21 protein-coding genes and 1 other RNA gene are annotated in these 24193 nt (G+C 64.7%); 20 read left to right on the top strand and 2 right to left on the bottom strand.

The window, feature by feature from the left end:
• Positions 1-41: 41 nt before the first annotated feature.
• An RNA gene (gene rnpB / locus ABID44_RS05675) (RNase P RNA component class A) lies at positions 42-440 on the top strand.
• A 75-nt stretch (positions 441-515) separates the two neighbouring features.
• On the opposite strand, the gene ABID44_RS05670 is transcribed toward rnpB, so the two are convergent.
• Both ABID44_RS05670 and ABID44_RS05665 read right to left on the bottom strand, forming a co-directional pair.
• Positions 516-662: a hypothetical protein gene (locus ABID44_RS05670; RefSeq protein ID WP_354150719.1), complete on the bottom strand. Its 147-nt coding sequence runs from the start codon at positions 660-662 to the stop codon at positions 516-518.
• Positions 634-1041, bottom strand: a complete 408-nt coding sequence (locus tag ABID44_RS05665; protein ID WP_354150718.1) for a hypothetical protein — start codon at positions 1039-1041, stop codon at positions 634-636. Before ABID44_RS05665 ends, ABID44_RS05670 begins: the two co-directional genes overlap by 29 nt.
• Before the next feature lie 444 nt (positions 1042-1485).
• Between ABID44_RS05665 and mraZ the strand changes: the two genes are divergently transcribed.
• The 19 genes from mraZ to recN all read left to right on the top strand — a co-directional run bounded on the left by mraZ (position 1486) and on the right by recN (position 24168).
• Complete coding sequence (gene mraZ, locus ABID44_RS05660) at positions 1486-1941, top strand: division/cell wall cluster transcriptional repressor MraZ (RefSeq protein WP_354150717.1); 456 nt, start codon at positions 1486-1488, stop codon at positions 1939-1941.
• Positions 1938-2927 carry a 16S rRNA (cytosine(1402)-N(4))-methyltransferase RsmH gene (gene rsmH, locus ABID44_RS05655; protein WP_354150716.1) on the top strand — a complete coding sequence of 330 codons (990 nt, stop codon included), beginning with the start codon at positions 1938-1940 and terminating at the stop codon, positions 2925-2927. Before mraZ ends, rsmH begins: the two co-directional genes overlap by 4 nt.
• 4 nt (positions 2928-2931) lie before the next feature.
• The gene (ftsL, locus tag ABID44_RS05650; protein WP_354150715.1) at positions 2932-3294 is read left to right on the top strand and encodes a cell division protein FtsL; all 363 of its coding nucleotides are present in this window, start codon (positions 2932-2934) and stop codon (positions 3292-3294) included.
• A complete protein-coding gene (locus ABID44_RS05645; RefSeq protein WP_354150714.1) occupies positions 3291-5006 on the top strand; it encodes a peptidoglycan D,D-transpeptidase FtsI family protein in 1716 nt (571 codons plus the stop codon). Before ftsL ends, ABID44_RS05645 begins: the two co-directional genes overlap by 4 nt.
• A 47-nt stretch (positions 5007-5053) precedes the next feature.
• Positions 5054-6508 carry a UDP-N-acetylmuramoyl-L-alanyl-D-glutamate--2,6-diaminopimelate ligase gene (locus tag ABID44_RS05640; protein WP_354150713.1) on the top strand — a complete coding sequence of 485 codons (1455 nt, stop codon included), beginning with the start codon at positions 5054-5056 and terminating at the stop codon, positions 6506-6508.
• Positions 6505-7926 carry a UDP-N-acetylmuramoylalanyl-D-glutamyl-2,6-diaminopimelate--D-alanyl-D-alanine ligase gene (locus tag ABID44_RS05635; RefSeq protein ID WP_354150712.1) on the top strand — a complete coding sequence of 474 codons (1422 nt, stop codon included), beginning with the start codon at positions 6505-6507 and terminating at the stop codon, positions 7924-7926. Before ABID44_RS05640 ends, ABID44_RS05635 begins: the two co-directional genes overlap by 4 nt.
• 35 nt (positions 7927-7961) lie before the next feature.
• Positions 7962-9044, top strand: a complete 1083-nt coding sequence (gene mraY / locus ABID44_RS05630; RefSeq protein ID WP_354150711.1) for a phospho-N-acetylmuramoyl-pentapeptide-transferase — start codon at positions 7962-7964, stop codon at positions 9042-9044.
• Between the two features lie 5 nt (positions 9045-9049).
• Positions 9050-10450 carry a UDP-N-acetylmuramoyl-L-alanine--D-glutamate ligase gene (gene murD / locus ABID44_RS05625; RefSeq protein ID WP_354150710.1) on the top strand — a complete coding sequence of 467 codons (1401 nt, stop codon included), beginning with the start codon at positions 9050-9052 and terminating at the stop codon, positions 10448-10450.
• The gene (ftsW, locus tag ABID44_RS05620) at positions 10450-11601 is read left to right on the top strand and encodes a putative lipid II flippase FtsW (RefSeq protein ID WP_354150709.1); all 1152 of its coding nucleotides are present in this window, start codon (positions 10450-10452) and stop codon (positions 11599-11601) included. The genes murD and ftsW overlap by 1 nt, the downstream gene beginning before the upstream one ends.
• On the top strand, positions 11602-12729 hold the full coding sequence (gene murG / locus ABID44_RS05615; RefSeq protein WP_354150708.1) for an undecaprenyldiphospho-muramoylpentapeptide beta-N-acetylglucosaminyltransferase: 1128 nt from the start codon (positions 11602-11604) through the stop codon (positions 12727-12729). It abuts the gene before it with no gap.
• On the top strand, positions 12726-14132 hold the full coding sequence (gene murC / locus ABID44_RS05610; protein WP_354150707.1) for a UDP-N-acetylmuramate--L-alanine ligase: 1407 nt from the start codon (positions 12726-12728) through the stop codon (positions 14130-14132). The genes murG and murC overlap by 4 nt, the downstream gene beginning before the upstream one ends.
• Positions 14129-15094: a UDP-N-acetylmuramate dehydrogenase gene (murB, locus tag ABID44_RS05605; protein WP_354150706.1), complete on the top strand. Its 966-nt coding sequence runs from the start codon at positions 14129-14131 to the stop codon at positions 15092-15094. Before murC ends, murB begins: the two co-directional genes overlap by 4 nt.
• 220 nt (positions 15095-15314) lie before the next feature.
• Positions 15315-16241 carry a D-alanine--D-alanine ligase gene (locus ABID44_RS05600; protein ID WP_354150705.1) on the top strand — a complete coding sequence of 309 codons (927 nt, stop codon included), beginning with the start codon at positions 15315-15317 and terminating at the stop codon, positions 16239-16241.
• Positions 16229-17140, top strand: coding sequence for a cell division protein FtsQ/DivIB (locus ABID44_RS05595; protein ID WP_378226875.1), 912 nt, complete (start codon positions 16229-16231; stop codon positions 17138-17140). Before ABID44_RS05600 ends, ABID44_RS05595 begins: the two co-directional genes overlap by 13 nt.
• Positions 17137-18444 (top strand): cell division protein FtsA, encoded by a 1308-nt coding sequence (ftsA, locus tag ABID44_RS05590; RefSeq protein WP_354150704.1) that lies wholly within the window; start codon positions 17137-17139, stop codon positions 18442-18444. Before ABID44_RS05595 ends, ftsA begins: the two co-directional genes overlap by 4 nt.
• A 67-nt stretch (positions 18445-18511) precedes the next feature.
• The gene (gene ftsZ, locus ABID44_RS05585; protein WP_354150703.1) at positions 18512-20212 is read left to right on the top strand and encodes a cell division protein FtsZ; all 1701 of its coding nucleotides are present in this window, start codon (positions 18512-18514) and stop codon (positions 20210-20212) included.
• Between the two features lie 282 nt (positions 20213-20494).
• Positions 20495-21433 carry a UDP-3-O-acyl-N-acetylglucosamine deacetylase gene (lpxC, locus tag ABID44_RS05580; RefSeq protein ID WP_354150702.1) on the top strand — a complete coding sequence of 313 codons (939 nt, stop codon included), beginning with the start codon at positions 20495-20497 and terminating at the stop codon, positions 21431-21433.
• 168 nt (positions 21434-21601) lie between these two features.
• Positions 21602-22483, top strand: a complete 882-nt coding sequence (locus ABID44_RS05575) for an outer membrane protein assembly factor BamD (protein ID WP_354150701.1) — start codon at positions 21602-21604, stop codon at positions 22481-22483.
• Positions 22484-22491: 8 nt separating this feature from the next.
• Positions 22492-24168, top strand: a complete 1677-nt coding sequence (gene recN / locus ABID44_RS05570) for a DNA repair protein RecN (RefSeq protein ID WP_354150983.1) — start codon at positions 22492-22494, stop codon at positions 24166-24168.
• The last annotated feature ends 25 nt before the right edge of the window (positions 24169-24193 follow it).

The following is a 24193-nucleotide window of genomic DNA, read 5'->3' as shown; positions in this document are numbered from 1 at the left end:
TTCTGTTGCCTTTTGTTCCCGGAACACCTTTATACGCTCTGCCAGCTGGCCGGGCGGCCGCACCAGCAAGAGCCGAAAGGCTGCGGGTGAGGAAAGTCCGGGCTCCATGGAAACACGGTGCCGGCTAACAGCCGGCGGGGGCGACCCCAGGGAAAGTGCCACAGAAAGCAAACCGCCGCACTTTATGTGCGGCAAGGGTGAAAGGGTGGGGTAAGAGCCCACCGCGCGACCGGTAACGGAAGCGGCACGGTAAACCCCACCGGGAGCAAAACCGAATAGGGGCGGTGCGAGGGGAAACCTTCGGGGCTGTTTCCGGCCCACCGTCCGGGTAGGTTGCGTGAGGCGTCTGGCGACAGACGTCCAAGATGAATGGCCGCCACGTTTCCGCGCCGCAAGGCGCGGAGGCCATACAAAACCCGGCTTACAGGCCGGCTGGCACCATCCTGTGCTCTTGCCCGAGGCGAATGGCGGCATGGCGCTGCCTGGCCGGTTTCGCCAGGCTTCGCCGGCCCTGTTCAAACAAAGATCATTACCGCCAGCGCTCCGATCACGATCAGGACAAGTCCGGCGACAAGCATGGGCACCAATGTGCTGCCATCGCTATCCTTGCCGCTGGCGTGATCGGCCGACAACTCAACCCTGCGATGGTCCCTGACGCCCATGGATCTCTCCTTTAAAAGGGTATTTACAATACCACTTTAACGATGCCCGCGCCATGGACAAAAGAAAACCCCGCCTCAGCGGGATTTTGTGAAGGCTCAGTTCAGCTTGTTCAGGCCTGAAACGGTCTTCATTGCCTTCTTTGCGCCGCCGCCGCCCGAAGTGTCGATAATGCTGCTGTCCCGTTTCGCGCAGATGTTGGCTGCGTCCGCATGGGTGATCTGCTGGGGCGCCGTCGCCGCGCGTCCGGCGATCGCCCTTGTCGTGGGTAACGCTGTATTTCCCGACCTTGTAGTGGATCGAATATGCATAGACGCCGGAGACAGAGGTGGCCAGCGCGGAGGCGACGATGGCCAGTCTGGCGAGGGTCCTGAAATTCATGGGTTGTCCCGCCTGTTGACCACGCTTGGAGATTGCGGGGCTCGGGATGAACTCGCACTGAATGGCGGCTTCATAGCGCCTTCGGGATAGAGGCGCGCCTTATGACAGGGACCATCTCAGCACCCTGCGGGTAACGGTTCGTTAGGCTTAATGGAAGATAAAGGAGGATACCGCACGAGCGCCCGCAGAGGTGAGGGTCGGGCGGTGATCGTGCAACCCGTTCCCGTTGACGCCCATAAACCCCCATGTTATCCCATTTACAGATTCAAGCCTTCGTTTCGTGTCAGGGTGAAGCGTATGCCAGACGGGCGGCCGCGGCGGCAGCTCGCATGATGGCGTGCGCATGTTCGAAGCGTGGCGTGAATTTGAACGAGGGACCGCACCGCGGCGACGCTGGTGCGACCATGGAAAGGGGTGCGGCGGCAAAGGCGGCCGGAGCGCGTCATGGACCGTTTTCTGTCAAGCTCTGTGAACAGGATCGACGCCAAGGGAAGGGTGTCGGTGCCGGCTCATTTTCGCTCCGTGGTGCAGAAACGGGGCTATTTGGAACTCTACGCGCTGCGGTGTCTGGACCAGCCGGCCATGGATGTGGGCGGGCTCGACCTGCTCGACCGCTACGAACAGCGCATCGCGCAGGAAGACCCGTTCCAGCAGGCTGCGGACGACATGTCCTTCTTCTGTCATGGCGACGGCTCCTTCCTGAAACTGGATCAGGACGGGCGCATCACGGTGACGGATTTCATCCGCGAACATACGGGTATCGGGCAGGAAGTGGCTTTCGTGGGGCGTGGACAGTTCTTCCAGATATGGGAGCCGGACAGGCTTGCCGGGCATGGCGCGAAGGTGCGCGAGCGTCTTCTGATGCTGCGGCAGGCGTCAGGCGGAGGGCCGTCGCGATGACGGCCGGTTCCGACGCCTCGGCTCCCCACCTTCCGGTTCTGCTCGATGAGGTGATCGTGGCGCTTGCGCCGCGACCGGGCGAAGTGATCGTCGATGGCACGTTCGGGGCCGGCGGTTATACGCGCGCCGTTCTGGCGACCGGCGCGTCCGTCGTCGCCATCGACCGCGATCCCGACGCCATCGTGGCTGGCCGGGCGCTGGAAGCGCAGCATGAGGGCCGCCTGCGGCTGGTGCACGCGCCGTTTTCATCGCTGGACGAACATGTGGAGCAGGTCGAGGGCGTCGTTCTCGATATCGGCGTTTCCTCTATGCAGCTTGATCAGGCCGAGCGCGGCTTTTCCTTCCGCGCCGACGGACCGCTCGATATGCGCATGGCGCAGGCGGGCCTGAGCGCGGCCGATGTCGTCAACACCTACAAGGCTTCGGATCTCACCCGCATCTTCGGGCTGTTGGGCGAAGAACGCCATGCCGGGCGCATCGCCCGCATGATCGAGGCGCGGCGCGAGAAGCGGCCCTTCACCCGCACGCTGGAGCTGGCCGACGCCATCGAGACGCTGGTTGGCCGTTCGCCGAAAGACAAGATCCACCCCGCCACGCGCGTTTTCCAGGCGCTGCGCATTTATGTCAACGACGAACTCGGCGAGCTGTCGCGTGCGCTGGTCGCCGCCGAACGCGCGCTGAAGCCTGGCGGACGGCTGGTGGTGGTGACTTTCCATTCGCTGGAAGATCGCATCGTCAAGCGCTTCCTTGCAGATCGCGACGAGACGGTCGCCGGATCGCGCCATCTGCCGCAGGTCGTCGTGAAGGCGGCCACCTTCAGGCGCAGCGGCGGCGGCCTCGTTCCGGGCGAGGCGGAGGTGGAGCGCAATCCGCGCGCCCGCTCGGCAAGGCTGCGCGCCGCCGTGCGCACCGATGCGCCGCCGCGCGGTGACGATCTTTCGGTTTTCGGACTTCCAAGACTTCCCGCCATTTCGGGAGAGAGGTGAGATCATGTTCCGCACCAGCGATATCGTCCTGATAGGCGTCATGGTGGCCGCGGCAGCCATGACCTACACGATCAAGCGCGACGCCGGCGAGCAGCTTGCGACGGTGCGCAAGCTTCAGGCGCAGATCCGCACCGAGGAGGAAACCATCGACCTGCTGAAGGCCGACTGGAGCCTGCTCACCCAGCCGGCGCGGCTGCAGCGACTGGTTGAGCGCTATCAGGAGCAGCTTGGACTGGAGCCGGCCGACCCGCACCAGTTTGCGCGCATCGACAGCCTGCCCGAGCGGCCTTTGACCATCGAGGCCATCACCGCCGCCGATGCAGCCGGCAAGCTGATCGATCTCACACAGACCGGAGCCGTCGAATGATCGGCAAGCTCAATCCCTTCCGGCGCAATGGCCAGATGGCTGGCGACACCTCCATCGTGATGGATTCTGCCCGCAAGTCCACCGGCGGGCGCACGCGAAACCGCATCGTCATGACGATGGCGGTTTTCTTCGGCATCTACGCCATCATCGGCGGCAGGCTGGTCTATCTCGGCTTTCAGGACCCGATGCCTTCCGGCGCTCCCGCCAGCCGGGTGACGGCGTCCCGGCCCGATATCGTCGACCGCAACGGCGAGGTTCTGGCCACCGACATCAAGACCTCTTCGCTGTTCGCCGAACCGCGCCACATCGTCGACGCCGACGAGGCTATCGAGAAGCTCTCGACGGTGCTGCCCGAACTCGACTACGAGCAAACCTACAACAAGCTCAGAAGCGGCGCGGGCTTCGTGTGGTTGCAGCGCCAGCTCACGCCGCGCCAGCAGTCCGCAATCATGCAGCTCGGCGTTCCCGGCATCGGTTTCCGCACCGAGACGCGACGCTTCTACCCTGCCGGCCCGACCACGGCCTATATTGTCGGCCTCACCAATATCGACAATCAGGGCATTTCAGGGCTTGAGAAATATATCGACGGTCAGGGGCTCGCCGATCTTCAGCAGAGCGGGCTTGCGCTGCCGAAGGATCTGGCTCCGGTGCGCCTGTCGGTCGATCTGCGCGTGCAGCATATCGTGCACGACGAAATCACCTCGGCGATGGAGCGCTACAAGGCGATCGCCGCCGGCGCGGTGGTGCTGAACGCCAAGACCGGCGAGGTCGTGGCCATGGCCTCAGTGCCCGACTTCGACCCCAACAACCCGATCCATGCGCAGGACAAGGACCGCCTCAACCGCATGTCGGCGGGCCTCTACGAAATGGGCTCGACGATGAAGAGCTTCACCACCGCCATGGCGCTCGATTCAGGCAAGGCGAGCCTGACCTCGACATTCGACGCCACGCGCCCGATCACCATCGGCCGCCAGACCATCCGTGACTTCCACGGCAAGGGCCGGGTGCTGACGCTGCCGGAAGTGTTCATCTACTCCTCCAACATCGGTTCGGCCCGCGAGGCCGACATGGTGGGTATCGAAGGCCACCGCGAGTTCCTGCACCGGCTGGGCATTCTGGAACGCATGAAGACGGAGTTGCCGGAAGTAGCGCGCCCCGTTGAGCCGAAGGTGTGGAAGAAGGTTCACTCCATCACCATCTCGTTCGGCCACGGCATGACCACGACCCCGCTGCAAACGGCTGTCGGCGCGGCGGCGCTGATGAATGGCGGCTTGCTGATGAACCCGACCTTCCTCGCCCGTTCCGAGGAAGAGGCAAAGGCCGGCGCGACGCGGGTGATCAGCGAAAAGACAAGCGCCGACATGCGCTATCTCTATAATCTCAACGCGACTGCTCCGGGCGGTTCCGGCAAGCGCGCCACCGTACCCGGCTATCGGGTGGGCGGCAAAACGGGCACCGCCGAAAAGGTGGTCAACGGGCGTTATGTCAGCGGCGTGCGCTTCAATGCCTTCCTCGCGGCGTTTCCGATGGACGATCCGCAATACATCGTGCTGTCGGTGGTCGATGAGCCGAAGGCTTTGCCCGGACAGGGGGCGACCGCCGGCTTCAATGCCGCGCCGATGGTCGCCAATATTATTCGCCGTTCCGCCGCGATGCTTGGCGTCGAGCCAGAATTCGGCCAAGAAAAGGCGGCAACGCTTGCATCCTACTGAGTGATTCTGCGGCGTGGACCGCAGCTTGAAAGGGTAATCGAATCCAGATGAAACTCGACGATCTGACCGGCATAGTGCCTCTCCACGAGGCGTTTCCCTCCGATACGGAGATTGCCGGCCTGTCGTCGGATTCGCGCGCCATCGAGCCGGGAATGCTGTTCTTCGCGCTGGCGGGCGCGAGGGCCGACGGCGCGGCCTTCGCCGCCGACGCCGCCAGCCGCGGCGCACTCGCGGTGGTCACGGGCAAGGGGCGCGCCAACGGCGCGCTTTCCGTGCCGGTGATCGAGGTGGACGATCCGCGCCGCGCGCTGGCGTTGGCCGCCGCTAAATTCTATCGCGCGCAGCCGAAGACGATGGTGGCCGTGACCGGCACCAGCGGCAAGACCTCCGTCGCCGCCTTCACGCGCCAGATATGGGAACAGGCCGGCTACGCCGCCGCTTCCATCGGCACGACGGGCGTGGTCGCGCCCGGCCGCAACGAATATGGTTCGCTGACGACGCCCGATCCGGTGGCGCTGCACAGGCTGCTGGCGGAACTGGCCGGGGCCGGCGTGACCCATGCCTCGATGGAGGCTTCCAGCCACGGGCTTGACCAGCACCGGCTGGACGGCGTGCAGCTTGCCGCCGGCGCTTTCACCAATCTCGGCCGCGACCATATGGATTATCATCCGACCGTGGAGGAATACCACGCCGCCAAGCTGCGCCTGTTCCGCGACCTGCTGTCCAAGGACGCTCCGGCCGTTATCTTCGCCGACGATCCCTGGTCGCAGGCCACGATCGACGCGGCGAGGGCGGCGGGCGTCAAGGTGCTGACCGTTGGTCGCAAGGGCGATTTCCTCAAGCTCAATCGCGTCGAGCACGAGCGGGCCAAACAGCGCGCCGAGATCGTGCATGACGGTGAAATCTACGAGATCGACCTGCCGTTGGCGGGCGACTTCCAGATCGCCAACGCGCTGGTTGCGGCGGGCCTCGCCATCTCCACCGGAACGCCTGCCGCAAAGGCGATCACCGCGCTGGAAAGGTTGAAGGGCGCGCCCGGCCGGCTCGATCTGGTCGGCGCCACCCGTGCCGGCGCACCGGTCTATGTGGATTATGCCCACAAGCCCGATGCGCTGGAAAATGTCCTGGCCTCGGTCCGGCCCTTCACCACGGGGCGCGTGGTGGTGGTGTTCGGATGCGGCGGCGACCGCGATCGCGGCAAGCGTCCCATCATGGGCGAGATCGCAACGCGGTTGGCCGACGTCGCCATCGTAACCGACGACAACCCGCGCACCGAAGCGCCTGCCGAAATCCGCGCCTCGATAATGGCCGCCGCACCCGGAGCCATCGAGATCGGCGACCGGCGCAAGGCCATCCATGAGGCGGTGGCCATGCTGCGGGCGGGCGACACGCTGATCGTGGCCGGCAAGGGCCATGAGGAAGGCCAGACCGTCGGGGCTGAAACGCTGCCCTTCTCCGATCATGAGGAGGTGCGCGCGGCGCTGAAGGAGGTGGCGCAATGAGCTATCTCTGGACCGCTGAGGCGCTGATCGAAGCCACGGGCGGACGCCCGCTCGGGCAGATGCCCGCCGGCGTTCACGGCATTTCCATCGACACGCGCACATTGCAGGCCGGGGACGCGTTTTTCGCCATCACGGGCGAGACGATGGACGGGCACGACTTCGCCACCGCCGCCATCAAGGCAGGCGCTTCGATATTGGTCATAGCCGAAGGCAAGCTGCCGGCGCTTGGCCGCCTGATCGCGCCGATGATCGTGGTGCCGGACGTTCTGGCGGCTCTGGAGGCGCTGGGCGTCGCGGCCCGCGAGCGCGCAAAGGGCAGGGTGATCGCGGTGACCGGCTCGGCCGGCAAGACGACCACCAAGGAAGCGTTGCGCCATGCGCTGGGCTCGGTCGGCTCGGTGCACGCATCGGACAAGTCGTTCAACAATCACTGGGGGGTGCCGCTGACGCTGGCGCGCCTGCCCGAAGACACCGAATATGCGGTGTTCGAGATTGGCATGAATCATCCGGGCGAAATCCGCCCATTGGTGAAGATGGTGCGCCCGCATGTCGCCATCGTCACGCTGGTGGCGGCCGCCCATCTCGGCTTCTTCCGCGATCTCGATGAGATCGCGGCGGCGAAAGCCGAAATCTTCGAGGGCATCGAGCCGGGCGGCGCGGCGCTGATCAACCGCGACGATCCGCGCGCCAATCTGCTGGGCAAGATGGCGCGTGATGTTGGCGTCGAGCATGTGCTGGGTTTCGGCGAGCATCAGCGCTCGACCTATCGGCTGATCAACTGCGTTCTTAATGCCGACCATTCGACCATGACCGCGCGGGTCGGGCGTCGCGAAGTGGTGGCGCGCATCGGCACGCCCGGCCGCCACATGGTGCAGAATGCGCTGGCCGTGCTGGGGGCCGCCGATCTGGCCGGCGCCGACATCGATCGCGTGGCGTTGGCGCTGGGCGACCTGCCGGCCCAGCAGGGGCGGGGCCGCCGGCATGTCCTTGCTCATGGCGGCGGCTTCTTCACGCTGATCGACGAAAGCTACAATGCAAATCCGGCCTCGATGAAGGCCGCGCTCGACCTGCTCGACGCCACCCCGGTGGAGGGCGACGGACGCCGTATCGCAGTGCTCGGCGACATGCTGGAGCTTGGCGACCAGTCCGAACGCCTGCACGCGGAGCTTTCCGAACTGATCGTCGATAGAGGCATCAGCCATGTGCTGCTCGGCGGTCCGCATATGAAGGCGCTGGCGGAGGTCCTGCCGAGCGATATCGCCGTCGTCCATCGTGACGAGGCGGACGATCTCGGGCGTCTGCTTATCGACACAGTGCAGCCCGGCGACGTGGTCATGGTCAAGTCGTCGAAGGGGATCGGCTTCTCAAGGATCGTCGAGGCGCTGCTCAACAGGTTTCCGGCCCACAGCGGAAATTGAACAACGGGCCGCGCGGCCCAGGGGACGAAAAACGCATGCTGACGCTGCTCGTGGAATTCGCGGACCGGATCACGGTCTTCAACGTATTCCGGTACATCACTTTCCGCACGGGCGGCGCGCTGATCACTTCGGCGCTCATCGTGTTCATCTTCGGGCCGGCGATCATCGCCTCGTTGCGTCTGCGGCAGGGCAAGGGCCAGCCGATTCGCGCCGACGGGCCGCAGACCCATTTCAAGAAGGCGGGAACGCCCACCATGGGCGGGCTGATGATCCTGACCGGCATCATCGTGTCATCCCTCTTGTGGGCCAATCTCTCCAGCGTCTACGTCTGGGTGGTGCTGCTGGTGACGCTGGGCTTCGGGGCCATCGGATTCTATGACGACTATCTGAAGGTCACCAAGCAGTCGCATCTCGGCTTTTCGGGCAAGGCGCGGCTGACCTTCGAGTTCCTGATCGCCGGCGTCGCGGCATGGGTCATCATGCAAAGCGGACAGGAACCGTTCTCATCGTCGCTGACCTTTCCCTTCGCCAAGGAATTTTTGATCAATCTTGGCTGGTTCTTCATCCCCTTCGCCGCCTTTGTTGTGGTGGGGGCGGGCAACGCCGTCAATATCACCGACGGGCTCGACGGCCTCGCCATCGTGCCGATCATGATCGCGGCGGCTTCCTTCGGCGTCATCGCCTATCTGTCGGGCAACGCCATCTTTGCAGACTATCTGCAAATCCACTTTGTGCCCGGTACGGGTGAACTGGCCGTCATCCTCGGCGCGGTGATTGGCGCGGGACTCGGCTTCCTGTGGTTCAATGCGCCGCCGGCCGCCATCTTCATGGGCGACACCGGCTCGCTCGCCATGGGCGGACTGATCGGCACCATCGCGGTCGCCACCAAGCACGAGATCGTGCTGGCCATCATCGGCGGCTTGTTCGTGGTGGAAATCCTGTCGGTCATTATCCAGGTCGGCTATTTCAAGCTGACCGGCAAGCGCGTCTTCCTGATGGCCCCGATCCACCACCATTTCGAGAAACTCGGCTGGACGGAGAGCCAGGTGGTGATCCGCTTCTGGATCATCGCCGTCATCCTCGCCCTGATCGGGCTCTCCACCCTCAAGCTGCGGTAGGCGCGATGATCCCGGCCACTTCTTTCGCAGGCAGGCAGGTGGCGCTCTTCGGGCTTGGCGGCTCGGGGCTGGCGACGGCGCATGCGCTTGTTCAGGGCGGAGCCGAGGTGCTGGCGTGGGACGACAATCCGCAAAGCGTCGAAAAGGCGAATGCGGAAGACATCGACACCGCCGATCTGCGCGCCGCCGACTGGTCGCGCTTCGCCGCCTTTGTGCTGTCGCCCGGCGTGCCGCTGACCCATCCCAAGCCGCACTGGAGCGTCGAACTGGCGCGTGCGGCCGGCGTCGAGGTGATCGGTGATGTCGAACTCTTCGTGCGCGAGCGCAACGTCCGCGCCGCCGACGCCTCGTTCATCGCCATCACCGGCACCAACGGCAAGTCCACGACCACGGCGCTGATCGCCCATATCCTGCAATCGGCCGGGCGCGACACGCAGATGGGCGGCAATATCGGCCGGGCCGTGATGACGCTCGATCCACCCGAGCCGCAGCGCCACTATGTGGTGGAGTGCTCATCCTACCAGATCGACCTCGCACCCTCGATCAATCCGTCAGCCGGCATATTGCTGAACCTGACGCCGGATCATCTCGACCGCCACGGCACAATGCAGCACTACGCCGAAATCAAGGAACGGCTGGTCGCCGGCTCCGAAACGGCGATCATCGGCGTCGACGACAGCTTCTGCGTGCAGGTCGCCGAGCGGCTGGAGCGGGCTGGCGCCAAGGTGGTGCGTATTTCCAGGCGTCTGCCGCTCAAGGACGGCTATTTCGCCGAGGGAAGCGATCTCATCGAGGCGGTCGACGGGCGGCGCACCCGCATCGCCTCGCTTGAAGGCATCGGTTCGCTGCGCGGCCAGCACAATGCGCAGAACGCGCTTGCGGCGCTCGCGGCTTGTCTCAGCGTGGGCCTGACAGTCCGGGAGATACAGGCGGGCCTCGCAAGCTTCCCCGGACTTGCGCACCGCATGGAGCAGGTGGGGCGCAAGGGGCATGTGCTGTTCGTCAACGATTCCAAGGCGACCAATGCGGACGCAGCCGCACCGGCCCTGTCGAGTTTCGAGCGCATCTACTGGATCGCCGGCGGCCTGCCCAAGGAAGGCGGCATCGAGCCGTTGCGCGGGCTCTTTTCCCGCATCGCCAAGGCCTACCTGATCGGCGAGGCCGCGCCCGCATTTTCGGTGACGCTGGGCGAAACGGTTCCTTACGAGATTTCCGGTACGCTGGCGGCAGCCGTGGAGCACGCGGCAGCCGAAGCGGCGGCGGACGGGGTCGGGGAGGCGGTGGTTCTGTTGTCGCCGGCCTGCGCCAGCTTCGACCAGTTCAGGAATTTCGAGCTGCGCGGCGAAGCCTTCAGGCAAGCCGTATATGCCATTGACGGGATGGAACCCATCGGAGGGACACGATAATGCAGAGCCGTCTCGACACCAGCCCGATTTCCAACTGGTGGTGGACCATCGACCGCTGGTTCCTTGCTGCGTTCCTGTCGCTGCTCGGCCTCGGCATCGTGCTGTCCTTCGCCGCGAGCCCGGCCGTGGCGGAGCGCATCGGCCTCGATTCCTTCCACTTCGCCACAAGGCAGATCATCTTCAGTATCCCCGCGCTTGGCGTGATGCTGGCGGTTTCCTTCCTCAATGCGCGCCAGATCAGGCGTCTGTCGCTGGCCATGCTGTGCGTGATGCTCGTGCTGATGGTGGCCGTGCTCTATGTCGGGGTCGAGGTGAAGGGCGCGCGGCGCTGGCTGTCGCTGGCCGGCATGTCGATCCAGCCTTCGGAGTTCCTCAAGCCCGCCTTCGTGGTCATCTGCGCCTGGCTGTTCGCCGAGCACAGGCGGCAGCCGGAAATTCCCGGAAACCTGTTCGCGATGATCCTGCTCGGCCTCGTGCTGGCGCTGCTGCTTGCGCAGCCGGATATGGGCCAGACGCTTCTGGTGGTCGGAACCTGGGGCGTGATGTTCTTCATGGCCGGCCTGTCGTGGGTGTGGATTATCGCGCTTGGCGGGATCGGCGTCGTCGGCCTGTTCGCCGCCTATGAAATTTTCCCGCACGTGGCGGGCCGCATCGACCGCTTCCTGACCGGCGAGGGCGACACTTTCCAGGTCGATATGGGCCATGAGGCGCTGGTCAACGGCGGCTGGCTGGGCCTTGGGCCCGGCGAGGGCGCAATCAAGCGCCTGATCCCCGACAGCCATGCCGATTTCGTGTTCGCGGTCGCGGGGGAGGAGTTCGGTCTCATCAGCTGCATGGTGATCGCCGCGATCTTCGCCTTCATCGTGCTGCGCGGGCTTTCGGTCGCGCTGAAGGAACACGACGATTTCACCCGCTATGCCATCGGCGGACTGGTCACCGTGTTCGGTTTCCAGTCGGTCATAAACATGTGCGTGAACCTTCAGCTCATGCCGGCGAAGGGCATGACTCTGCCCTTCATCTCCTATGGCGGCTCCTCGCAGATCGCCATCGCCATCTCCATGGGCATGGTGCTGGCGCTCACCCGTCGCAAGCCGCAGAAACGCAAGCCGCTGGCCTACGGTTTCTCAAGCTCGATCCTGCCGGCGGAATAAATGGCGAAGGGCACCATTCTTCTGGCCGCCGGCGGGACCGGCGGCCATCTGTTTCCGGCCGAGGCGCTGGCGCATGAGCTGAAGGCGCGCGGCTGGAGCGTGCATCTGGCCACCGACGACCGGGCGGAACGCTTCGCCGGGCGGTTCCCGGCCGACGCCATCCATCCGATCCCGTCCGCCACCATCGGCTCGAAGAACCCGCTGGCGCTGGCGAAGACGTTCTGGAGGCTGTGGCGGGGCGTGCGGGCCGCTTCGACGGTCATAGCGAGAATCAGGCCCGCGGCCGTCGTTGGCTTCGGCGGCTATCCGACGCTGCCGCCGCTCTACGCGGCGACCCGACGCGGCCGCCCAACGCTGATCCATGAGCAGAATGCGGTGATGGGGCGCGCCAACCGCGCGCTGGCGGCGAGAGTGACGGCGATTGCCGGCGGCTTCCTGCCGGAAGATGCAAGTGCAGCCGGACGCAAGACGATCACCACCGGCAATCCGGTGCGCCCTGCGGTGATCGACGCCGCAGCGCAGCCCTACACGGTTTCGCAGGACAATGAGCCGTTCCATCTACTGGTGTTTGGCGGCAGCCAGGGCGCGCAGTTCTTTTCCGACGCCGTGCCCGCGGCTGTGAGGCGGCTTCCCGATGCATTGCGCACGCGGCTCGTCGTGACCCAGCAGGCGCGCAAGGACGATGTGGAACGGGTAAAGGCGGCCTATGCGGAACTTGGACTGGCCGCCGAAATATCGCCCTTTTTCACCGACATGGCGCAGCGCATGGCCAAGGCCCAACTCGTCGTTTCCCGCTCCGGCGCTTCAACCGTCTCCGAAATTGCCGTGATCGGCAGACCGGCGCTGCTGGTCCCCTATCCGCATGCGCTCGACCACGACCAGGCGGCCAACGCGGCTGCGCTTGCAGCAGCCGGCGGGGCGGAGGTCCATGCCCAGTCGTCGCTCGATGCGGAAAAGCTGGCGGGGCTGATCGGCGCGCTGATGGCCGAGCCGGAACGGTTGCGGAAAATGGCCGAAGCGGCGCGCTCTGCCGGTCGTCCCGATGCCGCGAACTTGCTCGCCGATCTGACAGAGGCTATTGCGTCGGGCCAATCACCGGACGGATTCAGGAAGGAACACAACGCATGAAGATGCCGCAGACGATAGGGCTTGTGCACTTCATCGGCATAGGCGGCATCGGCATGAGCGGCATTGCCGAAGCCCTGCACAACCTGGGTTACAAGGTGCAGGGTTCGGATCAGAACGACAGCGCCAATGTGCAGCGCCTGCGCGACAAGGGCATCGAATGCTTCGTCGGTCACCGCGCTGAAAACCTTGGCGATGCCGAGGTGGTGGTGGTTTCGACGGCGATCCGCAACACCAACCCCGAGATCGCGGCGGCGCGCGAGAAGCTGCTTCCTGTGGTGCGCCGTGCCGAGATGCTGGCCGAGCTGATGCGTTTTCGCAACGCCATCGCCATCGGTGGCACGCATGGCAAGACAACGACGACTTCCATGGTGGCGACGCTGCTCGAAGCCGGCGGGCTCGACCCGACAGTCATCAATGGCGGCATCATCAACGCCTATGGCACCAACGCACGCATGGGCGACGGCGAGTGGATGGTGGTGGAGGCCGACGAGAGCGATGGCACTTTCCTCAAGCTGCCGGCTGACATCGCGGTCATCACCAATATCGACCCAGAGCACCTCGACCATTACGGTTCGTTCGATAAGGTGCGCGACGCCTTCCGCCAATTCGTCGAGAACGTGCCGTTCTACGGTTTCGGCGTGATGTGCGTCGATCATCCGGAAGTGCAGGCGCTGGTCAGCCGCATCGGCGATCGCCGCGTCGTCACCTATGGCGAGAACGCGCAGGCCGACGTGCGCTTCACCAACCACCGCATGGATGGCGCGGTCTCGGTGTTCGACGTGATCATCCGCAACCGCAAGACCGGCAAGGAGACGGAGATTGCCGATCTTCGCCTGCCGATGCCCGGCCGTCACAACGTCTCCAACGCCACGGCGGCGATCGCCGTCGCCAATGAGCTCGGTCTCTCGGGTGAGGCGATCCGCAAGGGCCTGTCCTCTTTTGGCGGTGTGAAGCGGCGCTTCACCCATACCGGTTCATGGAAAGGGGTCGAGATCTTCGACGACTACGGTCACCATCCGGTCGAGATCAAGGCAGTGCTCAAGGCCGCGCGCGACGCCACCAGGGGGCGCGTCATCGCCATTGCCCAGCCGCACCGTTTCACCCGCCTGCGTGACCTGTTCGACGATTTCGCGGTCTGCTTCAACGACGCCGACACGATCATGGTCGCGCCGGTCTATGCGGCGGGCGAGGATCCCATCGATGGCATTTCCAGCGACACGCTGGTTTCGCGCATGCGTGCCGGCGGGCATCGCGATGCCCGTCATATCGCGGATGCGGCGGCCGTCGCCCCGGTGGTGCGCGAACTGGCGCAGCCGGGCGATCTGGTCATCTTCCTCGGCGCGGGCAACATCACGCAATGGGCCTACGCCCTGCCGAACGAACTGAATGGAGAGCCAGGTTGAGCCGGGGACAGGCGCTGCTCGACAGCTTGGGCGACAGGCTTGCCGGCCTGCGCGGCCGCCTCACGCCCGATGCGGAGATGGACAAGATCACCTGGTTTCGTGTCGGCGGACGGGCGGCGGCGCTTTTCCAGCCGGCTGACGAGGACGATCTTGCCGCCTTCCTGAAGGCGGTGCCGGGAGAAGTTCCTGTAATGGTTGTCGGCATCGGCTCCAACCTTCTGGTGCGCGACGGCGGCATTCCCGGTTTCGTGGTGCGGCTCTCCGCCAAGGGCTTCGGAGCGGTCGAGGCGATTTCCGAAACTCGCATCCGGGCCGGAGCCGCCGCGCCGGACAAGCGCGTGGCCGCCGCCGCGCTGGAGGCCGGCATGGCCGGTTTCCATTTCTATCACGGCATCCCGGGCGCCATAGGCGGGGCCCTGCGCATGAATGCCGGCGCCAATGGCGTGGAAACGCGCGAGCGGGTGGCCGAGGTGAGGGCGCTGGACCGCAAGGGCCGGCTGCACGTGCTTTCAAACGCCGATATGGGTTACGCTTACCGGCACAGTTCCGTGCCGGCTGATTTCATTTTTACTTCCGCCGTCTTCGAGGGCTATGCCGGGGACAAGGAGACGATCCGCGCGGCGATGGACGAGGTTCAGCATCACCGCGAGACGGTGCAGCCGATCAAGGAAAAGACCGGCGGCTCGACCTTCAAGAACCCTGAGGGAACGTCCGCCTGGAAAGAGATCGACAAGGCCGGCTGCCGGGGCCTGACGATCGGCGGGGCGCAGATGTCGTCCATGCATTGCAACTTCATGATCAACACCGGTTCGGCCACCGGTTATGATCTGGAGCATCTTGGTGAGACGGTGCGTGCGCGCGTCCTCGAAAATTCCGGCGTCCGCCTGCATTGGGAAATCCGGCGCATCGGTGAATTTCAGCCTGGCCGTGAAGTGCGGGAGTTCCTCGGACAGTTGCCCTGAGGACTCACGAAGGTAAAATTTCATTCAAATTCGCATAAAGTGAATCTCTCGGAATCCTAAGGGCTTGCCACGGAATCAACTCTCTGATTCTTTGGGCTCAGGCGTTTCCTGATTTGAGTCGTTCGGCGCGTAGGTCGCGGTTCCCGGCGGGGCTGCAACCACAGACTCGGACTCTGACTCAGGAAGCAAGGATGAGTGCCCGCCAAGGGGATGACGGGATATGACCAGCAAGCACGTTGCCGTTTTGATGGGGGGATTCTCGACAGAGAGGCCTGTGTCCCTGTCGTCCGGCAATGCCTGCGCCGACGCTCTCGAGGCTGGAGGCTACAAGGTCACCCGCGTCGATGTCGATCGCGACGTCAGCGCTGTTCTTTCCGGGCTGAAGCCGGATGTGGCCTTCAATGCGTTGCATGGCCCGTTCGGCGAGGATGGCGTCATCCAGGGTATCCTTGAATATCTGCAAATCCCCTATACGCATTCGGGCGTGCTGGCCTCGGCTCTCGCCATGAACAAGGAGCAGGCCAAGAAGGTTGCGCGCGCAGCCGGCGTTCCGGTGGCGGAATCGAAAATCATCAATCGCTTCGCGGTCAATGGCGCGCATCCGATGAAGCCGCCCTACGTGGTCAAGCCGGTCGCTGAAGGGTCGAGCTTTGGTGTGGTCATCGTCGGGGAGGATCAATCGCATCCGCCGCAGATCGTCTCTTCGCCTGACTGGAGCTATGGCGAGAGCGTGATGGTTGAGCGCTATGTGGCGGGTCGGGAGCTGACCTGCGCGGTGATGGGCGATGTGGCGCTCGGCGTCTGCGAAATTATCCCGACGGGTCATTCCTTCTACGATTACGATTCGAAGTATGTGGCGGGCGGATCAAAACACGAAACGCCTGCGAAACTTTCACCGAATATTTACCAAAAAATACAGACACTGGCGCTTAAGGCTCATCAAGCGATCGGCTGCCGGGGCGTGTCCCGGTCTGACTTCCGTTACGACGACCGCCATTCCGAGAATGGCGAGGTCGTGTGGCTGGAAGTCAACACCCAGCCGGGCATGACGCCGACGTCCCTGGTGCCTGAGATCGCCGCGCATGCAGGGCATTCCTTCGGCGATCTTTTGAGCTGGATGGTGGAGGACGCTTCGTGTCTTCGTTGAGGTCGGGACGTATGGGCGATGGCGGGCTGGCGGGTCTGGCGCCTGCCGTGCGTCCTGTCATGCCGCGCTGGCTGCGCCGTCCGTTGCGTGTGTTTTCACGGCTGGGCGAGGGCGTCTACGCCGCGCCTCCCTTCGCCGCCACCATCCTGTCCGTCGTGCTGCTGTCGTCGAGCGCGACCTATGGCGCCTATCTCGGCGGCCAGCTTGAGGGTTTCGTGCAGGGTGTGACGGCGCGAACCGGCTTCGCTGTGGATCAGATTCGGGTTGTGGGCAATCAGTACACGTCCGAGATCGATATTCTGGACCGGCTGGAGTTGAATGGCTGGACCGCGCTGGTGGGGCTCGATGCGGCTGACGCGCGCGACAGGATCGCGTCGCTGCCCTGGGTCGAGCATGCGACGGTTCGCAAGGTCTATCCCAATACGCTGGAGGTTCGGGTCGAAGAGCGCGAGCCGTTCGCCATCTGGCAGCAGGGGCAGGCGCTGAACGTCATCGAAAAGAGTGGCCGGATCATTGCGCCATTTTCCGGCGGCAGGCTGGCTTCGCTGCCGCTGATCGTCGGCAATGGCGCGCCCCAACATGCGCCGAAGCTGATCGCAAGCATTGCGGATGTGCCGGAGCTGGCGGGCCGTGTGAAGGGTTACGTGCGCGTCGGCGAGCGCCGCTGGAACCTGCATTTGGACAATGGCGTGACCATCAGGCTGCCGGAGCATGGCGTGGGAGCGGCGCTTGAGCTGCTGGTGAGGCTCGATCGCGAGCAGGGCCTCCTCGGGCGTGACATCGTGGCGGTCGATCTGAGGATTTCCGATCGCGTGGCCGTGGCGCTTTCGCCCGACGCATCCACGGCGCGGCTGGCGGCGCTCAAAGGCGCTGCGCGCAAGTCGGGGAGCCGCATATGAATTGGCTGCGCAAAAACGGCGATGCATCGGCCAGGCGTTCCGGCGTTCTGACCGTGCTCGATGTGGGGTCGAGCAAGGTGTGCTGCGTGGTGGCCAGGCTCCAGCCCTGCGAGGAGGGAAACCTGCTGCGCGGGCGTACGCACCGCATCCAGGTGATCGGCATCGGTCACCAGAAATCGCAGGGGATGAAGTCCGGGGTGGTCGTGGATCTGGAGCGCGCGGAGCATGCGATCCGGCTGGCCGTGGATTCGGCCGAGCGCATGGCTGGACTGACCGTCGACTCGCTGATCGTCAATATGACTGCGGGCCGCCTGAAAAGCGAAACCTTCTCCGCAACCGTCAATCTCGGCGGTCATGAGGTGGATGAGAGCGACATCAAGCGCGTGCTGGCGGCCGGCGCGCGGCAGGCGCTGAAGTCCGAGCGCGAGGTGATCCATTCGCTGCCGATGGGCTTCTCGCTGGACGCCGAGCGCGGCGTGCGCGATCCGCGCGGCATGGTGGGCGACGCTCTGGGTGTGGACATGCATGTGCTGACCGGCGATGCGGCGCCTTTGCGCAATATCGAGCTGGCCATCAACCGTTCGCATCTTTCTGTCGAACGCATGGTGGCGACGCCTTATGCCAGCGGTCTCGCGGCTCTCGTGGACGACGAGCTGGAAATGGGGGCGGCCTGCATCGATATGGGTGGCGGCACGACCACCATTTCCATTTTCTCCGAAGGGAATTTCGTGCATGGCGACGCGATTCCCGTCGGCGGAAACCATGTGACGCTGGACCTCGCCAAGGGGCTTTCCACCACCATCGATGCGGCGGAACGGCTGAAGGTCATGCACGGCTCGGCCTTGCCCGGCAGCGCCGACGACCGCGATCTCGTGACCATTCATCCCATCGGCGACGACCATGGCGCGCCGATGCAGATTCCGCGTTCGGTGATGACGCGCATCATCCGCGCCCGCGTCGAGGAGACGCTGGAAATGCTGCGCGACCGGATCAGCAAATCAGGTTATGCCAGCGCGATCGGCAAGCGAATCGTGCTGACGGGCGGCGCCAGCCAGCTTGCCGGTCTCCCGGAAGCGGCACGTCGCATTCTTGGGCGCAACGTGCGCACCGGACGTCCGCTGGGCGTCGCGGGGCTGCCCGAAGCGGCCAAGGGGCCGGCGTTCTCGACGGTGGTCGGGCTGCTCATCTATCCGCAGGTGGCGAATTTCGAGAGCCGGCCGGCGAAAGGTGGAGCCGTGTTCAGGATGACCGGGACGGACGGGCGACTGTATCGCGTAAGTCAGTGGTTGAGAGAGAGTTTCTAGAGTTAACGGGGACAGCCCCCAGACAGCCGCTACGGCGAAGCGGCGGGAAAGGCAAAGGACGAGGACAATGGCAATCAATCTTCAAAAGCCGGACATCACCGAGCTGAAGCCGCGCATCACCGTTTTCGGTGTCGGCGGCGGCGGCGGCAACGCAGTCAACAACATGATCACCGCCGGCCTGCGCGGCGTCGAATTCGTTGTGGCGAACACCGACGCCCAGGCGCTGACCACGTCGAAGGCGGAGCGGCTCGTCCAGCTCGGCGCGCATGTAACCGAGGGGCTGGGCGCGGGTTCGCAACCTGAAGTCGGCCGCGCCGCGGCTGAAGAGTGCATCGACGAGATCAACGACCACCTTTCCAACGCCCATATGTGCTTCGTCACCGCCGGCATGGGCGGCGGCACGGGCACCGGGGCCGCCCCGGTCGTCGCCCGTGCGGCGCGCGAGAAGGGCATCCTGACGGTCGGCGTCGTCACCAAGCCGTTCCACTTCGAAGGCCAGCGCCGCATGAAGACGGCTGACCTCGGCATCGAGGAACTGCAGAAGTCCGTCGATACGCTCATCGTCATTCCGAACCAGAACCTGTTCCGTCTGGCCAATGACAAGACCACCTTCGCCGACGCCTTCGCCATGGCCGATCAGGTGCTCTATTCGGGCGTCGCCTGCATCACCGATCTGATGGTCAAGGAAGGCCTGATCAACCTCGACTTCGCCGACGTGCGTTCGGTGATGCGTGAGATGGGCAAGGCCATGATGGGCACCGGCGAAGCTTCGGGCGAAGGCCGTGCGATGGCCGCCGCCGAGGCGGCTATCGCCAATCCGCTGCTCGACGAGACCTCCATGAGGGGCGCCAAGGGCCTGCTGATCTCGATCACCGGCGGGCGCGATCTCACCCTGTTCGAGGTGGACGAAGCCGCGACCCGCATTCGCGAAGAGGTCGATCAGGACGCCAACATCATTCTCGGCGCCACTTTCGATGAAGAGCTGGAGGGTGTCATCCGCGTGTCGGTCGTCGCCACCGGCATCGACAAGTCGGCCGAGGAAATCGCCGCGACCCCGATCTCGATCCGCCCTCCGCAGGCCAAGCCGGCTGCCCGTCCGGCAGCGCCTGCGGCTGAGGCCCGTCCGGCTGTCCAGCCCGCGCCGCAGCCGTCCCAGCTTCAGGAGCCACGCGCTGCCGATCCGGTCGCCGAGGCGTTCCAGATGGCCGAGCAGAACGCCGCCGCCATGGCGCATCGCCCGGTACAGGCTTCCGACGACTTTCGCCCCCAGAGCAAGCTGTTCCAGCAGGCCCAGCCTCACCAGCCCGCGCAGCAGTTTCAGCAGCCGGTGGTGATGCAGCAGGCCGCACTGCAGATGCAGCCCGCTCCGCAGCCTGCGCCGCAGCAGCGCGAGATGCATCAGCCGGCGGCGCCGCAGCGCATGCCGCGCGTGGAGGATTTCCCGCCGGTGGTGCGTGCAGAGGTCGAGGCCAAGAACAACCCGGTCAGCCATGAGGAGCGTGGCCCGATGGGGCTGCTCAAGCGCCTCACCAACGGGCTGACCCGCCGCGAGGAAGAGCCCGCCCGCCTTCAGCCGGCCCAGCCGCGGGAGCCGAAGCTGCGTCAGGCCCAGCCGGAAGTGCGCCGCATGCCTTCGCAGGATTCGCAGCTCTACGCACCGCGCCGTGGCCAGCTCGACGAACAGGGCCGGCTGGTCGCCCAGCCGCGCGCTGCTCATGACGACGATCAGCTGGAGATTCCGGCGTTCCTGCGCCGTCAGGCCAACTGATCGCCGCAGACGCGTCACAATTCGAGAGGGGCAACCGGGACACCGGTTGCCCCTTTTTGCTGAAGTCTTTGGAAAACAAGGACTAAAAGCACCTACCGTGGTGACGTTCCGGGTTACATGGGGTAAAAAAGCGTGATTTGGAGGAAGTCCGACGCATTACTATCTTCGCCGGCAGCATATCGAAGCGGCTTGCAGGTTGGGGGAGATGCCTTCTTGCCGTAACTGGACAGTCGGCTTGACCGGCGCAGGAAGCAACGAACGAGCGGGCATACGGGGATCGTTTTGAACGATTATCAAACGACGATAAGATCGCGCGTGACGCTGGCCGGAACCGGCGTGCATAGCGGCAAGCCCGTTTCGGTGACCTTCGCGCCCTCAGACGTGGACACCGGCGTCGTCTTCCACTTTGTCGGCGGCGCGGAGCCGGGCAAGGAAATACGCGCTCTCGTGTCCGAAGTCGGCGCGACCGATCTTTCCACCCTGCTTGGGGACCCGGCCGGCGTTCATGTCTCGACTGTGGAACATCTGATGGCGGCCATTCTGGGCGTCGGGATCGACAATCTGGTCATCGAGACCGAGGGCAACGAAATTCCGATTCTCGACGGCAGCGCCGCCGTGTTCGTGGAGGCCATCGATCAGGTCGGGCTTGAAATGCAGCCGGTCAAGCGGCGTTTCATTCGCGTGCTCAAGGAAGTGCGCATCGAGAGCGGAGCCTCCTGGGCCGAATTCCGGCCTTATTCCGGCACGCGGTTCGAGGTCGAGATCGATTTCGAGAGCCGCGCCATTGGCCGTCAGCAGTTCGCCATCGACCTGACCGGGGATTCCTTCCGCAATGAGGTTGCGGGGGCACGCACATTCGGGTTCCTGAAGGATGTCGAGCGCCTCTGGGCCGCGGGGTATGCGCTGGGGTCCTCGCTGGAGAATTCCGTCGTCATCGGCTACGACAACCGCGTAATCAATATGGGCGGCCTGCGTTATCCCGACGAATTCGTGCGGCACAAGACGCTCGACGCTCTGGGCGATCTGGCGCTGGCCGGGGCACGCTTCATTGGCTGCTTTCGCTCCTATCGCGGCGGACACAGGCTCAATGCGGCGGCGCTTCGCCGCCTGCTGTCGGATCGCAGCGCTTTCGAGATCGTCGAGACGACGCGCCGGAAGCACGGGCGCATCGCCGAGATCAGCGCTGTCAGCGGCCCGGTCTTCGCGCCGTGGGCGATCTGAAGGCCCGACAGGGCGGTCCGGCGGCATTTTTCGGTGGACGAATGCGCAAACGCCACCTTCGCCACAAAAATGTGCGATTGCCGGACGATAGCGTTGCCGCGCGTGCCGATTATGGTCTATGGCTGCACGCTGACCGAGGAAACGGCGCCGAAAGGGCGAATCCCAATCATGTTGTTCAAACGGGCTGATCGATCGATGGCAACAGTGAAGAGCCCGGTGGGTCGGGTTGTCCTGGCTTTATCGCTCGCCGCGACGCCGTTGCTGCTCGCGGGCTGCATGTCCTCTTCGGACAAGGATCTTGATCTCTCCACCTATGTCGAGCAGACCGAACCGGCTGACGTGCTCTACAATCAGGGCCTGGCAAATCTGAACGCCGGCCGCCTCGGCGAGGCGGCGAAGAAATTCGCGGCCGTGGACCGCCAGCATCCTTATTCGGAATATGCCCGCAAGGCGATGGTGATGGGCGCGTTCACCAATTACCGTCAGGGAAATTATGATGACGCCATCCAGATGTCGCAGCGTTATCTGAACCTCTATCCGACATCGGAAGACGCCGATTACGCGGTCTACATCGCCGGCCTCAGCTATTTCCGCCAGATCCGCGACGTGACGCAGGACCAGAAGGAAGCGCGCCAGACCGTGCAGACCATGCAGGAACTGGTCAATCGCTGGCCGGATTCGCAATATGCCGAGGATGCGCGCACCAAGATCCGCCACGCCAACGACCAGCTCGCCGGCAAGGAGATGCAGGTCGGCCGCTACTATCTGGAGCGTCGCGAATATCTGGCGTCGATTAAGCGTTTTCGCGCGGTCGTCGAGCAATATTCCAACACCCGCCATATCGAGGAAGCGCTGGCGCGTCTCGTCGAAGCCTATTACGCGATGGGCCTGACGGACGAGGCGCAGACGGCTGCCGCTGTTCTCGGACAGAATTACCCGAGCAGCCAATGGTACAAGGATTCCTTCAAGCTGCTGCAGAGCGGCGGTCTTACGCCGCGTGAGAATGCCGGCTCGTGGATATCGAAGGCCGGGAAGATGATTACCGGCTGACGGTCGCCATGCTATCCAGGCTGTCGATCCGCGACATCGTTCTGATCGAGAAACTGGACATAGACTTTGCTCCAGGTCTCTCCGTGCTGACCGGAGAGACGGGAGCCGGCAAGTCAATCCTGCTCGATTCGCTTTCCCTCGCGCTGGGCGCGCGCGGCGATGCCTCGCTCGTGCGTCACGGTGCGGCTCAGGGTCAGGTGACGGCTGTGTTCGACGTGCCGCGCAACCATCCCGCCCGCGCTATTCTTGCCGGAAACGCCATCGACGATGACGGCGACATCATCCTGCGCCGGATCCAGACGGCGGACGGGCGCACGCGCGTCTTCGTCAACGACCAGCCGGCAAGCGTGGCGCTGATGCGAACCATCGGCCATGCGCTGGTGGAAATCCATGGCCAGCACGACGAGCGGGCGCTTGTGGACGCCAGCGCCCATCGCGAGGTTCTGGACGCTTTCGGAGGCCATGCCAGCGCGGTGCGCGAAACGGCGGAAGGATGGCGCGGCTGGCGCACCACCGAGCAGGAACTCGCGCGCCACAAGGCGCGGGTGGAAGCGGCTGCGCGTGAGGCGGACTATCTGAGAGCGGCCGTCGCCGAGCTCGTGCAGCTTGATCCTCAGCCCGGTGAGGAGAGCCAGCTTGCCGAGCTTCGCGCCACCATGATGCGGGCGGAAAAGATCGCTTCCGAAATCAGCGATGCGCAGGATGTGCTGTCAGGCCCGTCGTCGCCCTTGCCGCAACTGGCCAGCCTGCTTCGGCGCTTGCAGCGCAAGGCGGCTGAAGCGCCGGGCCTGCTCGATGATGTGGTGACTTCCCTGGACGAGGCGATGCTGTCGCTCGACGCCGCGCAAGCGGGCGTTTCGGCTGCGCTGCGCGCCACCGAGTATGATCCGCAGCGGCTGGATCAGGCCGAGGAGCGGCTGTTCGCGCTACGCGCCGCCGGTCGCAAGCATAACGTTCAGGTGGATGACCTTGCCCGCCTGCGCGACACCATGGCCGCCGACCTGGCCGATCTCGACGCCGGAGAAGAGCGGCTGGCGGCGCTGGAACAACAGGCGAAGCAGGCGCGTGATCTGTACGACCAGAGCGCGGCGCATCTTTCCGCACTTCGACAGGCCGCCGCGAAGGGCCTGCGCGACGCTGTGATGGCTGAACTGCCGGAACTCAAGCTGGAGCGGGCCGAATTCATCGTGGAAATGTCGAGTGAACCCGACAGCCGTATGGAGGAGGGCGTGGATCAGGTCGAGTTCTGGGTGCGCACCAACCCCGGCACCCGCCCCGGCCCGATGATGAAGGTAGCGTCGGGCGGCGAGCTTTCGCGCTTCCTGCTGGCGCTGAAGGTGGCGCTGGCAGATCGTGGCTCGGCTCCGACGCTGGTGTTCGACGAGATCGACACGGGCGTGGGTGGCGCGGTCGCCGACGCCATCGGCCAACGTCTGGCAAGACTGGCCGGGCGCGTGCAGGTGCTTTCCGTGACCCACGCGCCGCAGGTGGCGGCGCGCGCCTCGACCCATTTCCTGATCTCCAAATCCGGCGGCGCCGACCGTGTCGCTACTGGCATTGTCGCCATGGACGTGGATGCGCGACAGGAGGAGATTGCGCGTATGCTGGCCGGCGCGACCATCACCGACGAGGCGCGGGCGGCGGCGGAAAGGCTTTTACGCGAGAATACGGCTGCGGCCGTCTGAGCCCGCTTTCTCCAGAACGCCATCG

Origin of the sequence: Aquamicrobium ahrensii (genome assembly GCF_040545755.1) — a bacterium.
Taxonomy (GTDB): domain Bacteria; phylum Pseudomonadota; class Alphaproteobacteria; order Rhizobiales; family Rhizobiaceae; genus Mesorhizobium; species Mesorhizobium ahrensii.
This window is presented reverse-complemented; position numbering and strand designations above follow the sequence as displayed.

Coding starts and splice junctions, on each gene's coding strand:
- murG (WP_354150708.1), top strand. CDS start 11,602: ATGGCGAAGGGCACCATTCTTCTGGCCGCCGGCGGGACCGGCGGCCAT.
- ABID44_RS05640 (WP_354150713.1), top strand. CDS start 5,054: ATGAAACTCGACGATCTGACCGGCATAGTGCCTCTCCACGAGGCGTTT.
- recN (WP_354150983.1), top strand. CDS start 22,492: ATGCTATCCAGGCTGTCGATCCGCGACATCGTTCTGATCGAGAAACTG.
- ABID44_RS05575 (WP_354150701.1), top strand. CDS start 21,602: ATGTTGTTCAAACGGGCTGATCGATCGATGGCAACAGTGAAGAGCCCG.
- ftsW (WP_354150709.1), top strand. CDS start 10,450: ATGCAGAGCCGTCTCGACACCAGCCCGATTTCCAACTGGTGGTGGACC.
- mraY (WP_354150711.1), top strand. CDS start 7,962: ATGCTGACGCTGCTCGTGGAATTCGCGGACCGGATCACGGTCTTCAAC.
- ABID44_RS05665 (WP_354150718.1), bottom strand. CDS start 1,041: ATGAATTTCAGGACCCTCGCCAGACTGGCCATCGTCGCCTCCGCGCTG.
- ftsL (WP_354150715.1), top strand. CDS start 2,932: ATGTTCCGCACCAGCGATATCGTCCTGATAGGCGTCATGGTGGCCGCG.
- ABID44_RS05645 (WP_354150714.1), top strand. CDS start 3,291: ATGATCGGCAAGCTCAATCCCTTCCGGCGCAATGGCCAGATGGCTGGC.
- mraZ (WP_354150717.1), top strand. CDS start 1,486: ATGGACCGTTTTCTGTCAAGCTCTGTGAACAGGATCGACGCCAAGGGA.
- ABID44_RS05635 (WP_354150712.1), top strand. CDS start 6,505: ATGAGCTATCTCTGGACCGCTGAGGCGCTGATCGAAGCCACGGGCGGA.
- ftsZ (WP_354150703.1), top strand. CDS start 18,512: ATGGCAATCAATCTTCAAAAGCCGGACATCACCGAGCTGAAGCCGCGC.
- rsmH (WP_354150716.1), top strand. CDS start 1,938: ATGACGGCCGGTTCCGACGCCTCGGCTCCCCACCTTCCGGTTCTGCTC.
- ftsA (WP_354150704.1), top strand. CDS start 17,137: ATGAATTGGCTGCGCAAAAACGGCGATGCATCGGCCAGGCGTTCCGGC.
- murD (WP_354150710.1), top strand. CDS start 9,050: ATGATCCCGGCCACTTCTTTCGCAGGCAGGCAGGTGGCGCTCTTCGGG.
- ABID44_RS05600 (WP_354150705.1), top strand. CDS start 15,315: ATGACCAGCAAGCACGTTGCCGTTTTGATGGGGGGATTCTCGACAGAG.
- murC (WP_354150707.1), top strand. CDS start 12,726: ATGAAGATGCCGCAGACGATAGGGCTTGTGCACTTCATCGGCATAGGC.
- ABID44_RS05670 (WP_354150719.1), bottom strand. CDS start 662: ATGGGCGTCAGGGACCATCGCAGGGTTGAGTTGTCGGCCGATCACGCC.